The organism is Mesorhizobium sp. M0496, from assembly GCF_040321205.1.
Lineage (GTDB): Bacteria > Pseudomonadota > Alphaproteobacteria > Rhizobiales > Rhizobiaceae > Mesorhizobium.
On record NZ_JAMYRC010000006.1, the window covers coordinates 186,212 to 203,410 of the forward strand.

General features: G+C 58.8%; 14 protein-coding genes and 3 pseudogenes. 4 read left to right on the forward strand and 13 right to left on the reverse strand.

The window, feature by feature from the left end; translation table 11 throughout:
* Nucleotides 1-241: 241 nt before the first annotated feature.
* Nucleotides 242-538 (forward strand): co-chaperone GroES, encoded by a 297-nt coding sequence (groES, locus tag NKI73_RS08865; RefSeq protein ID WP_019863563.1) that lies wholly within the window; start codon nucleotides 242-244, stop codon nucleotides 536-538.
* 66 nt (nucleotides 539-604) lie between these two features.
* Nucleotides 605-2,269 (forward strand): chaperonin GroEL, encoded by a 1,665-nt coding sequence (gene groL, locus NKI73_RS08870; protein ID WP_352565742.1) that lies wholly within the window; start codon nucleotides 605-607, stop codon nucleotides 2,267-2,269.
* Between the two features lie 231 nt (nucleotides 2,270-2,500).
* Here the strand turns inward: groL and NKI73_RS08875 are convergent.
* Nucleotides 2,501-3,180 (reverse strand): annotated as a pseudogene (locus NKI73_RS08875) (IS6 family transposase).
* A gap of 273 nt (nucleotides 3,181-3,453) precedes the next feature.
* On the opposite strand from NKI73_RS08875, the pseudogene NKI73_RS08880 reads away from it, so the two are divergent.
* Nucleotides 3,454-4,622, forward strand: a pseudogene (locus NKI73_RS08880) (IS110 family RNA-guided transposase).
* 376 nt (nucleotides 4,623-4,998) lie between these two features.
* Here the strand turns inward: NKI73_RS08880 and NKI73_RS08885 are convergent.
* From NKI73_RS08885 to NKI73_RS08940, 12 genes are all read right to left on the reverse strand, one after another.
* Nucleotides 4,999-5,685, reverse strand: coding sequence for a response regulator (locus NKI73_RS08885; RefSeq protein WP_023814396.1), 687 nt, complete (start codon nucleotides 5,683-5,685; stop codon nucleotides 4,999-5,001).
* 708 nt (nucleotides 5,686-6,393) lie between these two features.
* Nucleotides 6,394-7,434: a P-type DNA transfer ATPase VirB11 gene (gene virB11 / locus NKI73_RS08890; RefSeq protein ID WP_023762844.1), complete on the reverse strand. Its 1,041-nt coding sequence runs from the start codon at nucleotides 7,432-7,434 to the stop codon at nucleotides 6,394-6,396.
* Nucleotides 7,418-8,557: a type IV secretion system protein VirB10 gene (gene virB10 / locus NKI73_RS08895; RefSeq protein WP_352567799.1), complete on the reverse strand. Its 1,140-nt coding sequence runs from the start codon at nucleotides 8,555-8,557 to the stop codon at nucleotides 7,418-7,420. Before virB10 ends, virB11 begins: the two co-directional genes overlap by 17 nt.
* Entirely contained in the window at nucleotides 8,550-9,434 is an 885-nt protein-coding gene (locus tag NKI73_RS08900; RefSeq protein WP_023766577.1) for a TrbG/VirB9 family P-type conjugative transfer protein, read from the reverse strand. Before NKI73_RS08900 ends, virB10 begins: the two co-directional genes overlap by 8 nt.
* The gene (locus tag NKI73_RS08905) at nucleotides 9,431-10,144 is read right to left on the reverse strand and encodes a type IV secretion system protein VirB8 (protein WP_023785251.1); all 714 of its coding nucleotides are present in this window, start codon (nucleotides 10,142-10,144) and stop codon (nucleotides 9,431-9,433) included. The genes NKI73_RS08900 and NKI73_RS08905 overlap by 4 nt, the downstream gene beginning before the upstream one ends.
* Entirely contained in the window at nucleotides 10,141-10,299 is a 159-nt protein-coding gene (locus tag NKI73_RS08910) for a type IV secretion system lipoprotein VirB7 (RefSeq protein WP_081731114.1), read from the reverse strand. Before NKI73_RS08910 ends, NKI73_RS08905 begins: the two co-directional genes overlap by 4 nt.
* Before the next feature lie 27 nt (nucleotides 10,300-10,326).
* The gene (locus NKI73_RS08915) at nucleotides 10,327-11,214 is read right to left on the reverse strand and encodes a type IV secretion system protein (protein ID WP_023762840.1); all 888 of its coding nucleotides are present in this window, start codon (nucleotides 11,212-11,214) and stop codon (nucleotides 10,327-10,329) included.
* A gap of 58 nt (nucleotides 11,215-11,272) precedes the next feature.
* Nucleotides 11,273-11,956 (reverse strand): TrbJ/VirB5 family protein, encoded by a 684-nt coding sequence (locus NKI73_RS08920; protein WP_352628633.1) that lies wholly within the window; start codon nucleotides 11,954-11,956, stop codon nucleotides 11,273-11,275.
* Between the two features lie 13 nt (nucleotides 11,957-11,969).
* A complete protein-coding gene (virB4, locus tag NKI73_RS08925) occupies nucleotides 11,970-14,339 on the reverse strand; it encodes a type IV secretion/conjugal transfer ATPase VirB4 (RefSeq protein WP_023762838.1) in 2,370 nt (789 codons plus the stop codon).
* Entirely contained in the window at nucleotides 14,339-14,665 is a 327-nt protein-coding gene (locus NKI73_RS08930; protein ID WP_023679584.1) for a type IV secretion system protein VirB3, read from the reverse strand. The genes virB4 and NKI73_RS08930 overlap by 1 nt, the downstream gene beginning before the upstream one ends.
* A complete protein-coding gene (gene virB2 / locus NKI73_RS08935) occupies nucleotides 14,665-14,970 on the reverse strand; it encodes a pilin major subunit VirB2 (protein ID WP_023673707.1) in 306 nt (101 codons plus the stop codon). Before virB2 ends, NKI73_RS08930 begins: the two co-directional genes overlap by 1 nt.
* A 74-nt stretch (nucleotides 14,971-15,044) precedes the next feature.
* Complete coding sequence (locus NKI73_RS08940; RefSeq protein WP_352628634.1) at nucleotides 15,045-15,830, reverse strand: type IV secretion system lytic transglycosylase VirB1; 786 nt, start codon at nucleotides 15,828-15,830, stop codon at nucleotides 15,045-15,047.
* Nucleotides 15,831-17,124: 1,294 nt separating this feature from the next.
* Here NKI73_RS08940 and NKI73_RS08945 point away from each other — a divergent pair.
* Nucleotides 17,125-17,199 (forward strand): annotated as a pseudogene (locus NKI73_RS08945) (DNA-binding response regulator); the annotation flags it as partial.

Below are 17,199 nucleotides of genomic sequence, written 5' to 3' on the forward strand. Positions count from 1 at the left end.
GTGAGCCGCCCCATATATGTCTGATACCCGACATTGTTCACATAAAAGGCTCGATGCTTACACGCTCTTTGCTCTCTTCTCTTTGCTGTCTGCTCTTTTCTCTTTGCTCTTTGCTCTTCCGTCTTGACTAGCAGGAGCATGCGGCTTATCTCATTGCCGCGTTAGCACTCGCTTCCGCTGAGTGCTAAGCACGCTCCGGCAACGGAGAACCGTTCAACATCTGCACCAAGGACATCCAAAAATGGCAAAGTCGAATTTCCGGCCGCTGCATGACCGCGTGGTCGTTCGCCGGGTCGAATCCGAATCCAAGACCGCCGGCGGGATCATCATCCCGGATACGGCGAAGGAAAAGCCGCAGGAAGGCGAGATCATCGCCGTCGGCTCCGGCGCTCGTGACGAAGCTGGCAAGCTGGTCCCGCTGGACGTCAAGGCCGGCGACCGCATCCTGTTCGGCAAGTGGTCGGGCACCGAAGTCAAGCTCAATGGCGAAGACCTTCTGATCATGAAGGAATCCGACATTATGGGCATCATCGGCTGACACGCTGCCGCCTTTCCTTCGCACCATCAAATCTGAATTTCGGGCGAGATGCCCAGGAGTAAAAAAATGGCTGCCAAAGACGTAAAATTCTCCCGCGATGCCCGTGAGCGCATGCTTCACGGCATCAACATCCTCGCCGACGCGGTGAAGGTCACGCTCGGCCCCAAGGGCCGCAACGTCGTCATCGACAAGTCGTTCGGCGCACCGCGCATCACCAAGGACGGGGTCACCGTCGCCAAGGAAATCGAACTTTCCGACAAGTTCGAGAACATGGGCGCGCAGATGATCCGCGAAGTTGCTTCGAAGACCAACGACATCGCCGGTGACGGCACCACAACCGCGACCGTTCTGGCGCAGTCGATCGTCCAGGAAGGCAACAAGGCCGTTGCCGCCGGCATGAACCCGATGGACCTGAAGCGCGGCATCGATCTGGCCGTGACCGAAGTCGTCGCGGCGCTCGGCAAGGCTGCCAAGAAGATCAAGACCTCCGAGGAAGTCGCCCAGGTCGGCACGATCGCCGGCAATGGCGACGAGTCGGTCGGCAAGATGATCGCCGAAGCGATGCAGAAGGTCGGCAACGAAGGCGTCATCACGGTTGAGGAAGCCAAGACCGCCGAGACTGAACTCGAGGTCGTCGAAGGCATGCAGTTCGACCGCGGCTATCTCTCGCCCTACTTCGTCACCAACGCCGACAAGATGGTTGCCGAGCTCGAGGACGTCTACATCCTCCTGCACGAGAAGAAACTCTCCAACCTCCAGGCGATGCTGCCGGTCCTCGAAGCCGTCGTGCAGACCTCGAAGCCGCTGCTCATCATCTCGGAAGACGTCGAAGGCGAGGCGCTCGCCACGCTGGTCGTCAACAAGCTGCGTGGCGGCCTGAAGATCGCCGCCGTCAAGGCGCCGGGCTTCGGTGATCGCCGCAAGGCCATGCTGGAAGACATCGCCATCCTCACCGGTGGCCAGGTCATCTCCGAAGACCTCGGCATCAAGCTCGAGAACGTCGGCCTCAACATGCTCGGCCGCGCCAAGAAGGTGTCGATCTCCAAGGAGAACACCACCATCGTCGACGGCGCCGGCAAGAAGGCCGAGATCCAGGGCCGCGTCGCCCAGATCAAGCAGCAGATCGAAGAGACCACCTCGGACTACGACAAGGAGAAGCTGCAGGAACGTCTGGCCAAGCTCGCCGGCGGCGTTGCGGTGATCCGCGTCGGCGGCGCGACGGAAGTCGAAGTCAAGGAAAAGAAGGACCGCGTCGATGACGCCCTCAACGCGACCCGCGCGGCCGTCGAAGAAGGCATCGTTGCAGGCGGCGGCGTCGCTCTCCTGCGCGCTTCGGCCGACATCAAGGTCACCGGCGTCAATGCCGACCAGGCCGCCGGCATCAACATCGTTCGTCGTGCGCTGCAGGCTCCGGCCCGCCAGATCGCGGCCAACGCCGGTGCGGAAGCATCGATCGTTGCCGGCAAGATCCTTGAGAACAAGGGCGCGACCTTCGGCTACAACGCCCAGACCGGCGAATATGGCGACATGATCGCCATGGGTATCGTCGATCCGGTCAAGGTCGTGCGCACTGCCCTCCAGGACGCGGCCTCGGTCGCCGGCCTGCTCGTCACCACCGAAGCCATGATCGCGGAGGCTCCGAAGAAGGAGTCGGCTGGCGGCGGCATGCCTGGCGGCATGGGCGGCGGCGGTATGGGCGGCATGGGCGGCATGGGCGGCATGGATTTCTAATCCAGCACCTATCAACCTACAGCGGAAAGGGCGGCAGCAATGCCGCCCTTTCCTTGTGTGCCGAACATGATCGACAACTTGGAGTGCGTCCCGAGGATCTCGTCAGAATTAGGATCTTGTCCGATCGAGCAATTCGCGGGCTCAACCTGGTCAAACCGGCGCCCCCTACGAACTGCCCGATCCTTGAGGATTCCGCTGCGCGACAATCACGATGATTCATTCAGTTGGTAGCTATAGGCGGTGAATCATGAGGGGCATTGAGGAGCGTGGCAAGGCGCCCATCTCGGCATTTAGGATATCGAAACAGCGATCGACAGACTTGTAGGCATACCTCGCCTGTCGCTTGCCCATCATGTGGATCATCTCGATGCCGGAGAGGATAACCACGGCGCTCGCCTGCGACTTGAAGCCGATGGATCGAATGCGGCGCTTGATACGCCGGTGATCCTGTTCGATCCGATTGTTGAGATACCGGCTATTGCGGATGCGGATCGGCTTCAGCGGTCGCCGCGATCGCTGCCGCAGCCGGCTTTCAGCGTCGCAGGAAAGGATCGCTTCGTAATTGGTCTGGCTGCCGTCGATGACGATGCGCTCCGGCCGGCCATGGCGCGTCAGCGCCTTGTGGAGGAAGCGTTGGGCCGCCACCAGGTCACGGTTTTCGCTGAAGAACAACTCGACCGTGTCGCCGAGGCTGTCGATGGCGCGGTAGAGATACATCCATGGCCGCGGACCTTGATGTACGTCTCGTCCATATGCCACTTGCTGCCGACCACACGCTTGCGCCGGTTGAAGCGCTCCAGCAGCTACGGCGAGAAGTGGGCGACCCAGCGATGCACGGTGGAATGGGCGACCTTCAAGCCGCATTCGGCCATCATCTCTTCCAGATCGCGCAGGCTCAGAGTGTAGGCCAGCTACCAGCGCACGCACAGCAGGATCACCGACTGGTCGATATGGTGGCCGTTGAACATCACGTGCTCCTCCACAGCTGAGGAGTGTTTCTTGCCATGCTCCGCTTACCAAAAGGTTTGCGACAGAGCCGTTCGAACCCCATGCCGACACCATCGTCAAGGGCGGCCGCGATGTCGAATATGGCCACAAGATCCTATGAGGAGGGTGGTTAGCGACCTGCGCTGTGGCAAAGGTGAGGTTGCTAAACCCTAGACACCCTACCTTGGAGGCCGAGCATGCCCGTTGCAGCACACCGACCCGATGCGTTGACCGCCATCCGCACTGATCTTGGCGCAATTTTCGTCTCGTTGGAACTCAGCCGCTCGAAATGGCTGATCACCTCGCTGTCGCCGGGCGCTGGCGAGAAGATGTCGAAACACGCAGTGGCGGCCGGCGACGTGGCCGGCATGCTGGCGCGGTTTGCCGAGCTCAACCGGAAGGCCGAGGCGCGGACCGGGAAATGCTTTCCGATCATCGTCGTCCAAGAGGCCGGGCTCGACGGCTTTTGGATCCACAGGGTGCTGCAGGCCGAAGGAATCGAAAGCCACGTCGTCGATCCGGCCTCGATTGCCACCTCACGCCGGCGGCGTCGGGCAAAGACCGACAAGATCGACGGCGAGGCGCTGGTGCGCGCGCTGCTCGCCTATAAGAGGGGCGAGCCGCGCGTCTGCGCCATGCTGCGGGTGCCCACCCCCGAGGAAGAGGACCGCCGCCGCCTCTCGCGTGAGCGCAAGGCCTTGACGAACGAGCGGACCCGCCATGTCAACCGCATCAAAGGCCTGCTGTTTGCACAGGGTGTCTCCGGCTACGAGCCGTTGCGGCGCGATCGGCGCAGGTGCCTTGAGGCGCTGAAGACCGGCGACGGGCGTCCGCTGCCGGACCATCTGAAGCAGCAGATTGATCGCGAACTCGAACGGCTGGAGCTGCTGATGGAACAGATCAAGGCGGTCGAGGCCGAGCGCGACGCCATGCTTGCGACCGAGCAGAGTGCCTCGCCAGCCCCGGCCATGCTGCTCGACCTGAAGGGCATCGGGCAGGAGTTTGCCGCCGTGCTGTGGACGGAGGGCCTGTCGCGGCACTACGACAACCGACGACAGCTGGCCGCCTACGCCGGCCTGGCCTGGCGGCGACCCCCTGGCAAAGCGGCTCCGTCTCACACGACCAGGGCGTTTCGAAATCCGGCAATCCAAGGCTGCGAACTACGCTGATCCAGCTCGCGTGGCTATGGCTGCGCCATCAATCGCAATCGGCGCTCTCCTTGTGGTTCAAGGAGCGGGTGAAGCAGAACGGCGGGCGCCTCAAGAAGGCGACGATTGTGGCGCTCGCCCGCAAGCTACTCGTGGCGCTGTGGAAATACGTCAACGCCGGCGTCGTCATCGAGGGGGCGGTCATGAAGAGCGCCTGATGCCGATTGCCGCTCACCCATGGAATGTGAACTAAGCACTTCTTCCAGGGCCTGATCAGTCCTGGCGGATCCAGGTGGACGAACCGAAGGTTGGGATGGCCTGAAATGCCCCGCCACAAGAATGGTCCCGTCCTCCTGAGCCCGTACCCGCCGCAAGCGGGATGTTGGTGCCGCTGTTTCGAGCAGCGACCGTATATAAGTTGGATTGGGCTCGGATAAACGGGCCGCGTCATGCCATCGGGCTCAGACCATGGATTCCGCAACACATCGAGAAGGTGAAGAAATGTTGCCCTGACACACCCGTTCCGTCTTTACCTTCCTCATATAAGCTCAACCTGACGACGGGCAGGCAGTCTGTTCTTTCAATTTAGACCAACTATGCGGATGCCGCCTCAGTCAATTCAAGAAGGTAACCAATGCCGCGCACGGTCGTGATCCGTGGCGTTGCACCTGACCTACTCAGGTGTCCACGTAAGCGATAGATTCCGACTTCAAGCGCGTTGGCAGATACCTCGTCGTTGAACGAATAGAGGTGATCTTCCAACTGCGCACGAGGCACGATGCGGCCTGCACGGATAAGCAGATGCTCTAAAATACATAATTCGCGGCGTGCGATCTTCAGAGGATGACCCGAGACGGAAACCTGTCGGCCGATCGGATCGAAATTGAGATTGCCAAATACAACGATGGGGTCGGTCACCTGTGTCGACCGGCGCAGAATGGCTCTCATTCTGGCGATGAGCTCATCGAAAGAGACGGGCTTGAGCAGAAAGTCGTCCGCGCCACCGTTGAAAATTGCAATTCGCTTCTCGAGATCGTTGATGCTGCTCATAATGAGGGTTGGAACTGAATGCCCGTCGCTCCTTAGCTGTCTCAGCCAGCCCAAGCCATCGCCATCTGGCAGAGCCAACTCCAGCAGGAGAATTTCATAGGTTGCGCAACAAAATGCCCTCGACGCCTGTTCCAGGTTGCCAACTACATCAACGGCAAAACCGCTATCCCCGAGCGCAGCTCGCACGGCGCGCGTAAGATCCACATGATGATCAATGAGCAGCGTTCGCATTTCACGTCCTATCAAGGTAGGACAGGTCACCGTCCGCTGTAAGACCGGGGCGACAGCAGAAGTCGCGCAACTCGTCGTAGTGTTCGTAACGCTCTTTCCGATGGGTGATCGCGGGAGCATGCAAGCCGCACGCCTGCAATAGTCGGGGATGGAACACGTGAAGACCTGTTGACGGGCTGAAGCCGTCGGTCGGCCAGCCCACAATGCCACCGACTCTGCGTGCGATTTCTCTGCGCATCGATCCTCCTATATGGGTTGCGTCGCAAACTCCAGCTGAGGTCGCAAGGGCAGGTTGCGGCTTTGTTCATTGAGAGGACCACCAGGAGGATTACCTATATGGCACTTCCCGATTTACCAACCGGTCATTCCGAACCACGTTCGGCGGCTTTGAACACGCTCATTGAGCGCGGCTAGGTAAATCAAGGGTACGACCTGCCGGGTGTCGATGCCGCTTTTGAAGCAGGCATCGGCACCAGCTCGCTGAGCGTCGCCCGCGCAATTCAGCGGACGCGCTCGATACACCCAGTCGAATCGTGCCGCAGCTTGCCTCGCCGACAGGGCGCCCGAAGACTTCAGACTTGTGACCGAAGGTCTACGCCCAGTCCTCCTCCCATTATCCACCTCCGTCAAATCAAAGTGGACGTTCAATCTGAACAAATTACGCCATCGTATCACAAACCACTTACCGATCCCCGACATGCTCTAGCCTTAGTGCTTGTTAAGAAGGTCGGCTACTGTCTCTCCGCGTCGCCGGGCATCGGCGGCGAGCCACACCTCCCCCACCTCATACACGTCGCCGTGGGTACGGAACGGCACAATGACGTCAATGGCAGCCGACAGCAGGTCAAGAAGCGTGTGGTCTTCCACAGCAGCTCCTTGCGGGCTGCTCTTGACGAGTGAAAAGAGCTTTTTAAAGCCTTGGACCGGATCCGCCCCATGAATCGTTGATATTGATCCCGCATGGCCGGAGACGACTTCGCTAAGGTAGGCCCAAGCAGCATCATCGCGCATCTCGCCAAGCAATATTCGATCAGGGCGCATGCGCAAGCTGGCTTGCAACAGTTGTTCGGCTGTCACCGCACCTACGCCTGCTCGGTCCTTCGGATAGAGTAACCGGACATGGTTCTCGTGCGGGATTGCAAGTTCGAGCGTGTCCTCGATACTTATCAGCCTCTCTTGCGGGGGTATAGCGTTGATCAAAGTCTTGCTCATTGTCGTTTTGCCGCTTCCAGTAGGTCCGCAAAGCAGCATCGTGAGCCGCCCGCAAACGCACGCTCGCAAAAATTGCTCCAAGTCACCATTGTCGTAGTGCTGAAGAATCGTTTCGTCCTGCCGCTCTTGGCGCTCCTTTCGTGACCGCCATTGATTCCAACGCGAGTATTCGTAGCGAGAAGAAACTTCCTTGAGTTCGGTCACACGACTTGAGGGACGCCGTATCGTCAGGCTTATTGTTCCTGAGGGAACAGCGGGCGGCAAACAGATCTGCAGCCGCTCTCCGTTCGGCAGCTCAGTCGCACAGAGGGGGCTTTGCGGTCCGACATCTTGCTTGCGCAGCGCTCCAGCGAGGATCGCGATGTCCTCCAGATCGTCATAAGATAGCGGTAGCGGATGTTTCGTGAAAACGCCGGCCTGTCGGACAAAGGCTTCCCCAGGCCGGTTGATAGCGACCTCTTCGGTCCTTGGCTCCTCAAGCCATTTCAGAACAGGGTTGAGAAGCAAACGCAATTGAGGGTCAGCCTCCGGTCGCATTGTTGTCTCTCCGGCGTTCACGATGTTGGGGGGCTGGCGCCACGGCGGTCGCTCTAAGATCGTATACATCTGAGAAATCGAGATCCCGAGCCACAAAGATGGATACAGCATCTCCCTGGTTTTTCTTCAGAGTTGGCGGAACGTTGATCGTTGCTCTAAGGGTCGTGTCAACGGCTTGTCCGGCGTTGCTCTGGAAGCTGTTGATGCCGCTTCCTCCACCTGAGCTGCCAGCGTATTGACCGGCGGCCTGAAACGCGCCTTGAATGACGCTCATGAGCATTGCTCCGCCAAAGCGCTGCCAGAAGTGATTATCCACCGTGCCAGGCATTCCGGAGCGGCCGAGCTCGTCAGCGCCCGGCGATGCTAGCGAAACGAGGGCATGGTCAGGCGTTTCGATGCGCGTCCACAGCACGAAGACACGCGCATCCCCCTGTTGGAGACCACGCTGGATCTCGCCAATCACGGTCGTCCCGCGATCCAAAAGCACCACGTTGTTGGTGGCGCCGCGGACGTCTTTAGGTAAGACGCACTTCACATAACCCGGTAAGTTTGTGTCGACTGCCGTTTGCAAAATGCAGGGAATTATCGTTCCTTGAGTAATCACGAGATCAGGGTGCGGCAAAAGTGTGGCCCGGCTCGGCTCCTGTATATCTGGCTTCAATCGCCCCGACAGATCGCCAGCGTCTGAAATCTCATCCGAGGTTGCGGGAGCATCCCTATGGTTGTCTTCGCTCCGCTGACCGTCGTTGGGCATTTGACCGCTGCCACTGTAGGCGAAAATTGGTGATTCCTCCGGCGGCGGATCAGCTGGCGCCGGAGGCGGCGTAGATGGCGCAGGATCTCCTGCCTGCGCCACCTGTACGGGTGCTGGAGGTTCGGGAGCAATCTCAATCGGCACGGGGCGGAATGGCTCGGCGTCGGCGACAATTGGAGGTTTTGGCTGAGTTGGCTCGTCTTGTGTGCTGGGACGACCTCCGAGCCAGATGAGCGATAGAGATGAGATGAGAACAAGAGCAGCGACGGCCAACTTCTGCAATCCCGAAACATGCCGGCGGGCCGGCTCCGAGACCATCGATCCGGAGGCATGGACATCATGTCCCGACTGTGGGCCGGTTTCATTCATCGGCCGAGCCTTTCAAAACGCGCCACACGTCGGGTGTCACTGTGCCGGTCCCTGGCGCTCGTCCCACAGGGTCATAAGCCCTGTTGAAAATGGACAAGACCGTATTGCCATCTCTCAGACGCCATTCCCGGGCGACTGCGGATACTTCAACATAGTCCCCTTTGACCGTGTAATTGGCAGCGGCTTCCTTGCCGTCGGGATTGATAATGTAGAGAGAGGGTATGCGGGAATTGCTTGCGAAGCCAAATACGGTGGTAAAGCCATTATCGAAAACTTGCAGCGGCGACAGCGATCGATCGCCCTTTGCGACGTAGTGAAAATTGCTTTCGTCCGGACTGGTAGTTGCGGCGGGCCGATTCAACAAATCCTGAACTCTCTCGTCGTGCAGCACTTTCGCCCGGGCCTGACCAAGAATCGAGCGCCTTTCTGCGTCCTTTCTCCGAGCAGCAGCCTCATCAGCAGGATAGGTGAACTGCACACTGTAGTATAGGTCAGGTTGCTGCTCATCGAGTTTTGGCATCGCTCTTGTTGAAATACTGAAGACGTATCTCCGTGTACCGGACTCACTCTCGGCCAGCACGATGACCGGCTGCGGCGGGAGCATCCGGCTAGCCTTAAAAAAGAGATAGTTGGCGCGCGGGAGCGCAGCCAGGTCTTTGCTATTGGAAACGGCCACGGCTGCGACTGTCTCGTTGGCCGCGAATGTGACAACCAGCGTTGCCCCCACTGCGGTAGACAGGCGCACCACTTCGTCGGGACGGTAAGCCAGGTAGCGCATGCGCGCATCATGCTTGCCGGCAAGTGGTGTGTCTTCCGCGGACGCTTCCATCGTTAAGAAGAGTGAACAGACCAGCGCGAGAAACGCTCTTTTTGTCATGGCTGCACATAGCCCAGGTTCGATACGCTATCTTCCGAGCCTTGATAAGAAGTGACGAGTAGACCTCCCGGATTGGTGAGCCTCGATTGCCCAGGCAGACCCGTCAAGCGCTCGTAGCGGATGGTAGCTGTCCAGGTGGTCACTATCGGCATCTGCCCATCAACAACAAGCGTACGTTTGTAACGGATCTGTTGAACGTCCGGACTGATGTCGTTTGAAGAAATATGCCCGACCTCGAGCTTGCCGCGCTTGCCGACCGTGACTTGCGGCGAGGTGGGATTCGGATAGTTGAAGAAATCTTGATATTGCTGTCGCACAGCCGGCGCGCTGAAACTGGATACGAGGTCATAGGCGTATTGGGCTGTATCTGCTGTGTACCCCTCGCGCAGGCGTACATATTCCCACAGCGAAGCATTTATGACGGCTCGGTCTTGGGTTGCCGGCAGTCGAGAGACTGACACTTCGCTGTCGACGGTCCCATCCGGCCGGACCCAGAGGAACACAGGTACGAGCTTGGCCAACGGGACCATGGCAGCGATGGTAAATGCCTGGGCAACATTTCCTAGGACCGCCGCTGCGGCAAAGGCGATCAGGGCCTTTGACAGGCGCCGCGCAGACTTCGCTCGTGACGTTTGAAACGCTTCCACCTTCTTATAGTGGGCGGCTAGCGTTTCTCTCTCCACCAGAAGGGCATGTTCAGGAAATTTCACTTTGGCTCTTCCGCGCATTCGACCTGAAGATCCTCAGGGGTGGTTTCCCATTGTCCCACGTTCAGTTGGAATGGGGCACCCGCGCACGTCGCAAGCCCATGGCTCGTCTTGCAGGCGGCCAAAGCGAGGATTGACAGAAGTAGGCAATATTTCATGTTTTTGGCACCGAGCTTGTCGATTGATTAACCACCCGCCGTTTTGGCAAAGTGGCGATTGAGGCTGTTAAGAGGTCGGTTCGCACCTCCCCAAGAGCCGCCGGCGATGCTGCTGGCGATCGTCGGAAGCGCGACGATCAGAGCGTCACCAGCTAGGAAAAGCATGTCGAGCTCGTAAAGCCCGATGATCTTGGCTGCTGTCGTGCCCGAGAATTTGATCATCAAAAGCATGGCTGCCAGCGAGACTGCTTCGGCAGCGATTACTATCGTTGCAACGATGTTGAGGAGGAGAAGCAGCAGCCCGTACGAGAGCAGTTGGCCGATCCATCTGGTGGCTATGTCTCGAGTGTGATCAAAAAGGTAGCCTACAAGGACCAGGGGGCCGATCGTCAAGAGCACCTTCGTCAGAATTCCAACGGCATCGTAGATCTCGAACGCTGTCCACAGCGCGCCGTAGAAAATCCATTGCGCTCCCTCGAAAGCAAGTATGTCCTGGCCGTTCATAGGCCCAATTTCGGAAGCAATCAGCTGAAAGACATACTGGCTTGAAGCAAACATGAGATCGAGCTTCTGGGGGATTCCGATGAAGGGCAAGTCGCTGCCACTGATGTCGTGAGCCAACCTCGGAATCGTGTCGTCGAAGAGCGCTTCAATGTACTGCTGATAGTTGGCCTGCCCTAAGATAAGGGCGACGACAATCGACACCATGATTACGCGCGAGATACCCCCGCGCGCATCGACTTGACCACGCATGACCAGACAGCCTTGGATTATTATCCAGAGCGTGACACACGCAACCAGAGGCGCACTGACCGCCGCTTGGACGTTTTCAAGCACTTTGTGCAGCCCGGACGTGAAGGCCCCATGAAAGATCGTGTGTATAGTCGTGAATGGCGCGGGAATTTTGAAATTCATGGCGTGAGCCTGATGTGTCCCTGATCAGCGCAGCTGAGCCTGATGAACTCTGTGTGGTTTACGGGAGGATGCTAAACATATTAGCGGTGTCCTGATGTTCGCGACGCTGCGTGGCGGCCTCCTCCACGGCGTGAAGGCTCCCTTGTGCAGTGGCCATCGTCAGCAGACTCGTGGCCTGGACATTTTGGATCATCGCATCGTGAATCTGCTTGAGGACCAGACCGTTGGTCACGGTGGCCTGCATAATATTTCCCGAGCGGGAAAGCTGACCAAGCGTGCCGGCGTTATCCTTAAGGCGCTTGTCCATCATGCCCAAAGTGTCGGCTGCAATAGCTGCGGCATTGGCGGCCCCGGCGATTTGTCCCTGTAACAGTTTCGCTTCTGAATCGGTGCCGTTGACAATCCGATTTGGGTCCTTCGCAATGTTACGGGCCATAATCGAAGCTGGCGCCCGAGCATCAAACATCTGCTCCTCCAGCTTATTGCTCGACGGGTAATGATTTCCTTGGTTCAGTGAGCTTAGCAGTCCCGTGACAGCGAATGACGACGTCAGCATTGTCACCATTTCGATCGTGGTAGCGAGCGTCTCGATTGACCTCTCAAGGATCGCCGCATTGGAAATCGCTGTTAAGGTCGATTGTGTTTCTGTTACAGGGTCGGTGACGATCCATTGCGAACGGGCCTGTCCGTGAAGCAGAAGGGAAGCAGCAAGGGTCGTTACTGCAAGTTTGGCAAATTTCATGAATATTCCTCCGTCAGTCTTGAACTTCATGGTACCGGGCCATGAACTTGTCGAGCCACCCACTTGGGGCGTCTCCGTGCTGGTTACGAAGCTGGTCGGCAAAGCGCACTGTGTTGGCCCGCCCCGAGAGTACGGCTACGTACTCGCGCATCTGCCCAAGATCGAATTCGCAAACAATACTCCCGCTATCGCGCTTGAGCAAAAACTTGCGGCTGCCGATTGCCATTCCCTGGCGGATTGCCTCGAACTCCTGCGCAGTGCACTTCAAGCCATCGACATATGCAGAGCGGTCCGCCGTCGGTGATGGGTAGAAAATTTTCGTCATACATTGCGCAACGAGACTAGCTCCGAGAGGCGATTCCAGAACGTGTTCAGGCTGCTGCGTTGCGAGTATCAACATGCCGTTGTTTTTGCGGACCGTGAGCAAGAACTTGTCGATAACGGCCGAGAATTGGGGGTTGAGTAGATAGAATCGAAATTCGTCGCAGCTCATGACGAACCGACGACCATCGACGATAGCGCCCACTCGATGCAGAAGGTATGCGGCGGCCGGTGCACAGACCTCCTCATATTCCAGGAGCTGCGTCATGTCGAAGCCCGTAATCGAGGCATCCAGCCTTACTTCGTCCACGTCGCCGTCAAAGGCCCATCCAAGCGCCCCCCCTCTACACCACCGCTGCAGCCGTGCTCCTGCGCCCTCGGAGGGGCTGTGCAATAGGAACTCGCGCAGGCCCGCAAGTGAGCGCATAGGGGGTTCGAACGAAAGCTGACGAACAATGCCGCGTTCCAGCCGACGGCTTTCCTCCGGCGAGATCGGACCACGGCCGTCACTCTCGATCAGGGCCATCAACCACTCGCGCAGAAAGTCCCGAGAGGCGGAGGTGTTGTCCAGTCCACGCAGAGGGGCCAAGCCGCTCGGAGCGCCTCTGCGCAACGCAAGATATGTCCCTCCCGTGGCTCGCACCAGCAGTTCACCACCCCGATCCTTGTCGAAGAAGACGATCGCACCATTGCGATCGACCAAGCTTTGCTCAAGCATCGCGAGGACAAAGGTCATCAGCGTCGTCTTGCCTTTGCCAACGGGCCCGAATATTGCCGTCATGCCGACGTCATTCTCATGGGGGATGTAGTCGAAAGAAGTTCCACCGTTTGTCCGAAAGCGCGCAACAGCATTGCCCCAGTGGCCGGAACTGGAACCGCTTGGGAAGTTCTCAAATGAGACGAGCCCGGCAAAATTGTGTGAGGTGATCGCCCCCGGGCGCGTGCGCCACCTGTTGTTCCCCGGAAGTTGGGACCAATATGCGGCCTCCATGCCGATGCCCTCTTGGACGATAACGGCGCCCGCGTCGGCCAGCCGTGCGCGGGCACTTGCTGCGCGATCTGCAAGGCTATTGAGGCTGTCGGCATAGACGCACAGGCTCAGATGATGCGAACCCATCACGAATTCGTTGCTTGCCAGTGCGTCCTCTGCCTCGGCAAGTTCATTGATCTGGGTGAGAGCCTTGTCGCCGGCACTCGTCATCTGGCTGGACTTAAGGCTTAGTTTGGCATGAGCTTGTGGGCGAGTGAGGAAGGAAAAGCTCTGGCTCAGGACAAGCGGGAAGTTGGCGGACAGCAAGGAATTTAGCATGCCCGGCCGCGTCGTCGCCGGATATTCACGGAACGAAAACAATGATCCGACGGAGCTATCCCCGGGCCTTCGAATCTCAAGCGCCCGCTTCCCGCAGATGACCTGGTCAGTGTAGATCGAGGCGCCAAGGGAGCCGGTAACCATCGGAACCGGAAGAAACCGGCAAGTCATCATGAGCCGAAGCGCCTCGCCGATTTCCGTGAAGAGCACGTTGCCTTTCTCACGAATGCCCAACCGGCGCAGACCGTAACCGCCGAGTGCGCCAGCAGTGATGTGCCAGAGGTCTTCCAGGCTCCGCATTTGGGTGGCTAGATCGTGCTCATTCCGTCTGCGGGACTTGGCAATCCGCAAGCCGATCTTGCCGATTGCGGTGCGGGGGGACACGATCAAAGTGAGGAAGTGATCGTTGCGAAAGAGCTTTCCCGACAGCACACGACGTTCGTAGGCCTCGCTCAGACTGCCAGCGAATGCACTTTGAAACTGGCGCGGCGCCGGCGCCGGCACATCGTTGTGTCTCACAAGATGAGCGTATATCGAGATATTGTCATCGGCGATGTTGCGCAAGAGAGTGTTGAACGCGCGGCAGCGCGAGTTGCGCATCTCAGCGTCTTCCAAATCAAAGGGCACACCGTTCACATGTGCCATGGCCATGATCGATCCGTCTTCCAGAAGGACAACCTGATCGCTTACGTGACCAACATACGGAAGGTAGATCTCGCCAGACCTCTCGGTCCGGCCGCTGGCGCCGAACATTACACCATTCCTCTTCCGCGTTTCGGCACTCTGATCGGATTGGCGCTGACGCTTGCGCCTCCCCAGACCGGCCCGTCCACGCTTCTGCCGGCCGTCTGCAAATAGAGCAGCACGACGCTTGCCGCGTTATAGTCACGCTCAACAACCAGCCGTGCTCCGAACCAGAGTGGCGCGAGAACGATTTCGTAGAGCGGGTTCTGAAGGATAATGATAACAAGCCCAGCCAACATCATGAGCAATCCGGCCAGCGTCAGCGGCACCCCCAGAAACAGTGCGGGGCGCGTCGCCGCCACATAGAGGGTGCTCACTTCCAACCGGTCGCTCATCAGCCACCGCCTATGAGCGCCTTGCCCAGGAAGCTGGCCCCGAACATGATGACGATCCCTCCAACGACACCCGCAACCAGGCCAAGTGAAGCACGACCGAACATCCAAGAGATACCGATGGCTACGAGCCCGAGCACGGCCAGTGATTGTCCAAAGGGGCCAAGTATGAACGTGCAGATATTCTGGACCATCTTGGCAGGATCCGTCCCTCCGGTCACCTGAGCCGCAGCTGGCCCGCTGTAGAAGACCGTCCACGCCGCGCCTGCAGCAGCGGCCGGTACATATTCAGCCGCCATGCGCAGCATGGAAAAAGGCGAAGGAACACGCGTTTTAAGCGCACGAAGTATCTTTAGTGGCGTCATCATTGCATCTCCATGTTTCAATCGAATACGAGTTTGTTCGGGTTCGCGGGTTCCCGTGCTTTCGCAGCCTGGCTGCCTGTCGGACCGGAGGGATCGGCCCCGGAGCGGTCTGGCTGATACGAGCCCCAAATGTCCCAAGAATCTTGGTTGGGCTGCTTCTTTCTATTGGCCTGTTGGCCCTGCTGGAGCAGAGGCGGCACGGCTTTCCGACCGGGTGCCTCAAGGTGCGGCACATCTCGAGCAGTCGGCTCCAGCGTTCGCTCAAGGAGACTTGAGATGTCCTTTGCGGCCGACTCGACCTTGCGTACATAACCGTTGGCGAAGCCACGCGTGACGTCGCCCGTGTTATAGGCCGAGATGGCACGGCGGAGCGCCAGTTGCTGTGCCACAGCAGTGGTGCCGCCGGCATACCGGCTTTCAAGCAAGTGGGCGGCAGCCGAAAGCGAGGCGCAGGGCTCGAAAGCCCTTTCCGGCGTAAGATTGAGAATGGCAAAGTTCTTGCTGTTTATCTGCATCAATCCAACATCGACAGAATGTTGTGCTTCGAGGCGTTCCTTGATGCCCCGCGTGGCTTCCAGGTGGTCTATCCAGCGAAGCTGCTCACCTGTGGTGTTGTCATGAGCCACCAGCGTGTCAAAGCCACTTTCAATCTTGGCAATCGCGGCCAGGGTGGACGGCGCAACCCAGGGAGCGCATTTGCGCGACAGGCTGCGGAACTCACGCGGAGAAAGTGGCGCGGGCTCGGCTGGGAGCGACATGGATGTCAACAGGACGATGGCCAGCGGCCAAGCTGCAATAAACATTTCCTATCACCTACCTTTCCAAGCCGCCGGACGGGTTCTGGCCCTGTCCGGCACGCGCTTATCGGGGAGGTTTGTTACTGTGTGATGTTCAAGTTCAGCTTTTCGGTTTCAACTGAAGCAAAGACCGTGTTCGTGTCAGCGTGGGTGAGCATCTTGCGCATGCGTGGGTGGCGCGGGCCCGATCAGCCAGCGACATCCGGAGCATCTTGGTACAATGACTCCTGTGCAGGATTGCTCGTCCCGGCCGTCCGTTGCTCCTAGACTGTGGGCCGCGACTTCGGCGCCATGGATGGTACTTCTGTCAGCGCCAAGCCAAGGACAAAATGGGGAGCTTGGCGGGTTTGTTCAGGGTCGGGATCACCGTGGGGAATCGACGAAGGCGATAAAGCAGCCCAACTTTGCCGGTATGCTGCCGGTGCTTAAAGAGCAGCCATGCGCGGCCCTGCACACTCAGATCATTGCTTGAGTCGCGAGCTCGTCGCGAAGCTGGCTCGAAGGCGCAAATCCGCGGGGGCGAGGGTCAACTGGGAAGACGTGGCGGCGCAGCCCATCCTGGTGCGAGCCTGGTTCAGCTGTTCGGCCGCCGCCGCCGCCAAAGGGAGGATCATGCACAGTCCCATCGGCAGAAAACCGCACGTCATTGACGGAGTCCGACGGCGCAATGGACAAGCATAGTGACACGCTCAAGATGGAGGAGTTGCAGTAACTGAGAAATGTTAGCCCGGACGTTCACCGCAACCGGCGACCTGCCGGTCGCCCGAACAGCATTTGAGGCCGCCGGCCACCTTGGACGAAGCCGGCTTGGCAGGAGACATACTATTTGGCACAAGGCCGCTGCAGCGAATCACGGTCTTCTTCCGCCGACCGCCTCTCCGATCAAGCCAAACGCCGCGCTGCTCAATCATGTCCGAGCTGGATCCACGAGCCGGAGGATATCGAGATGATCCAGGTCCGCAAACTCCAGGATGACCAGGATGCAAGGGCATAGCAGGAAACTTGGCATCCATGAGGTCGAACTCGAGTGATATCGGCAGGCCTGCACCAACGGGGGAGCTCGAAGCGAAAAAGCGAAGGACCACACGGCAGGGTCATGTCGGCGCTTGAACCTGTCTGGTGGCCACGGGCTGCCTTGGTGCGGTCAATTCGCTGGGGATGAAAAGAACAGGACGAGCACGGCCTCACATTGGCCGCACGCAACGGCGAGTGGTATCAAGGAGCAGCTGTTCTGGGTCGGTGCCCCAGGGTTGCTCGGCAACAGGTTTAGACAAGGGGATTCAAGATTGAAGGTGTGCCGTTGAAACATGTTCTTGTCATTGACGATGATGCCGCAATGCGGCGCCTCATCGCCGAGTATCTCACGATGCATGCC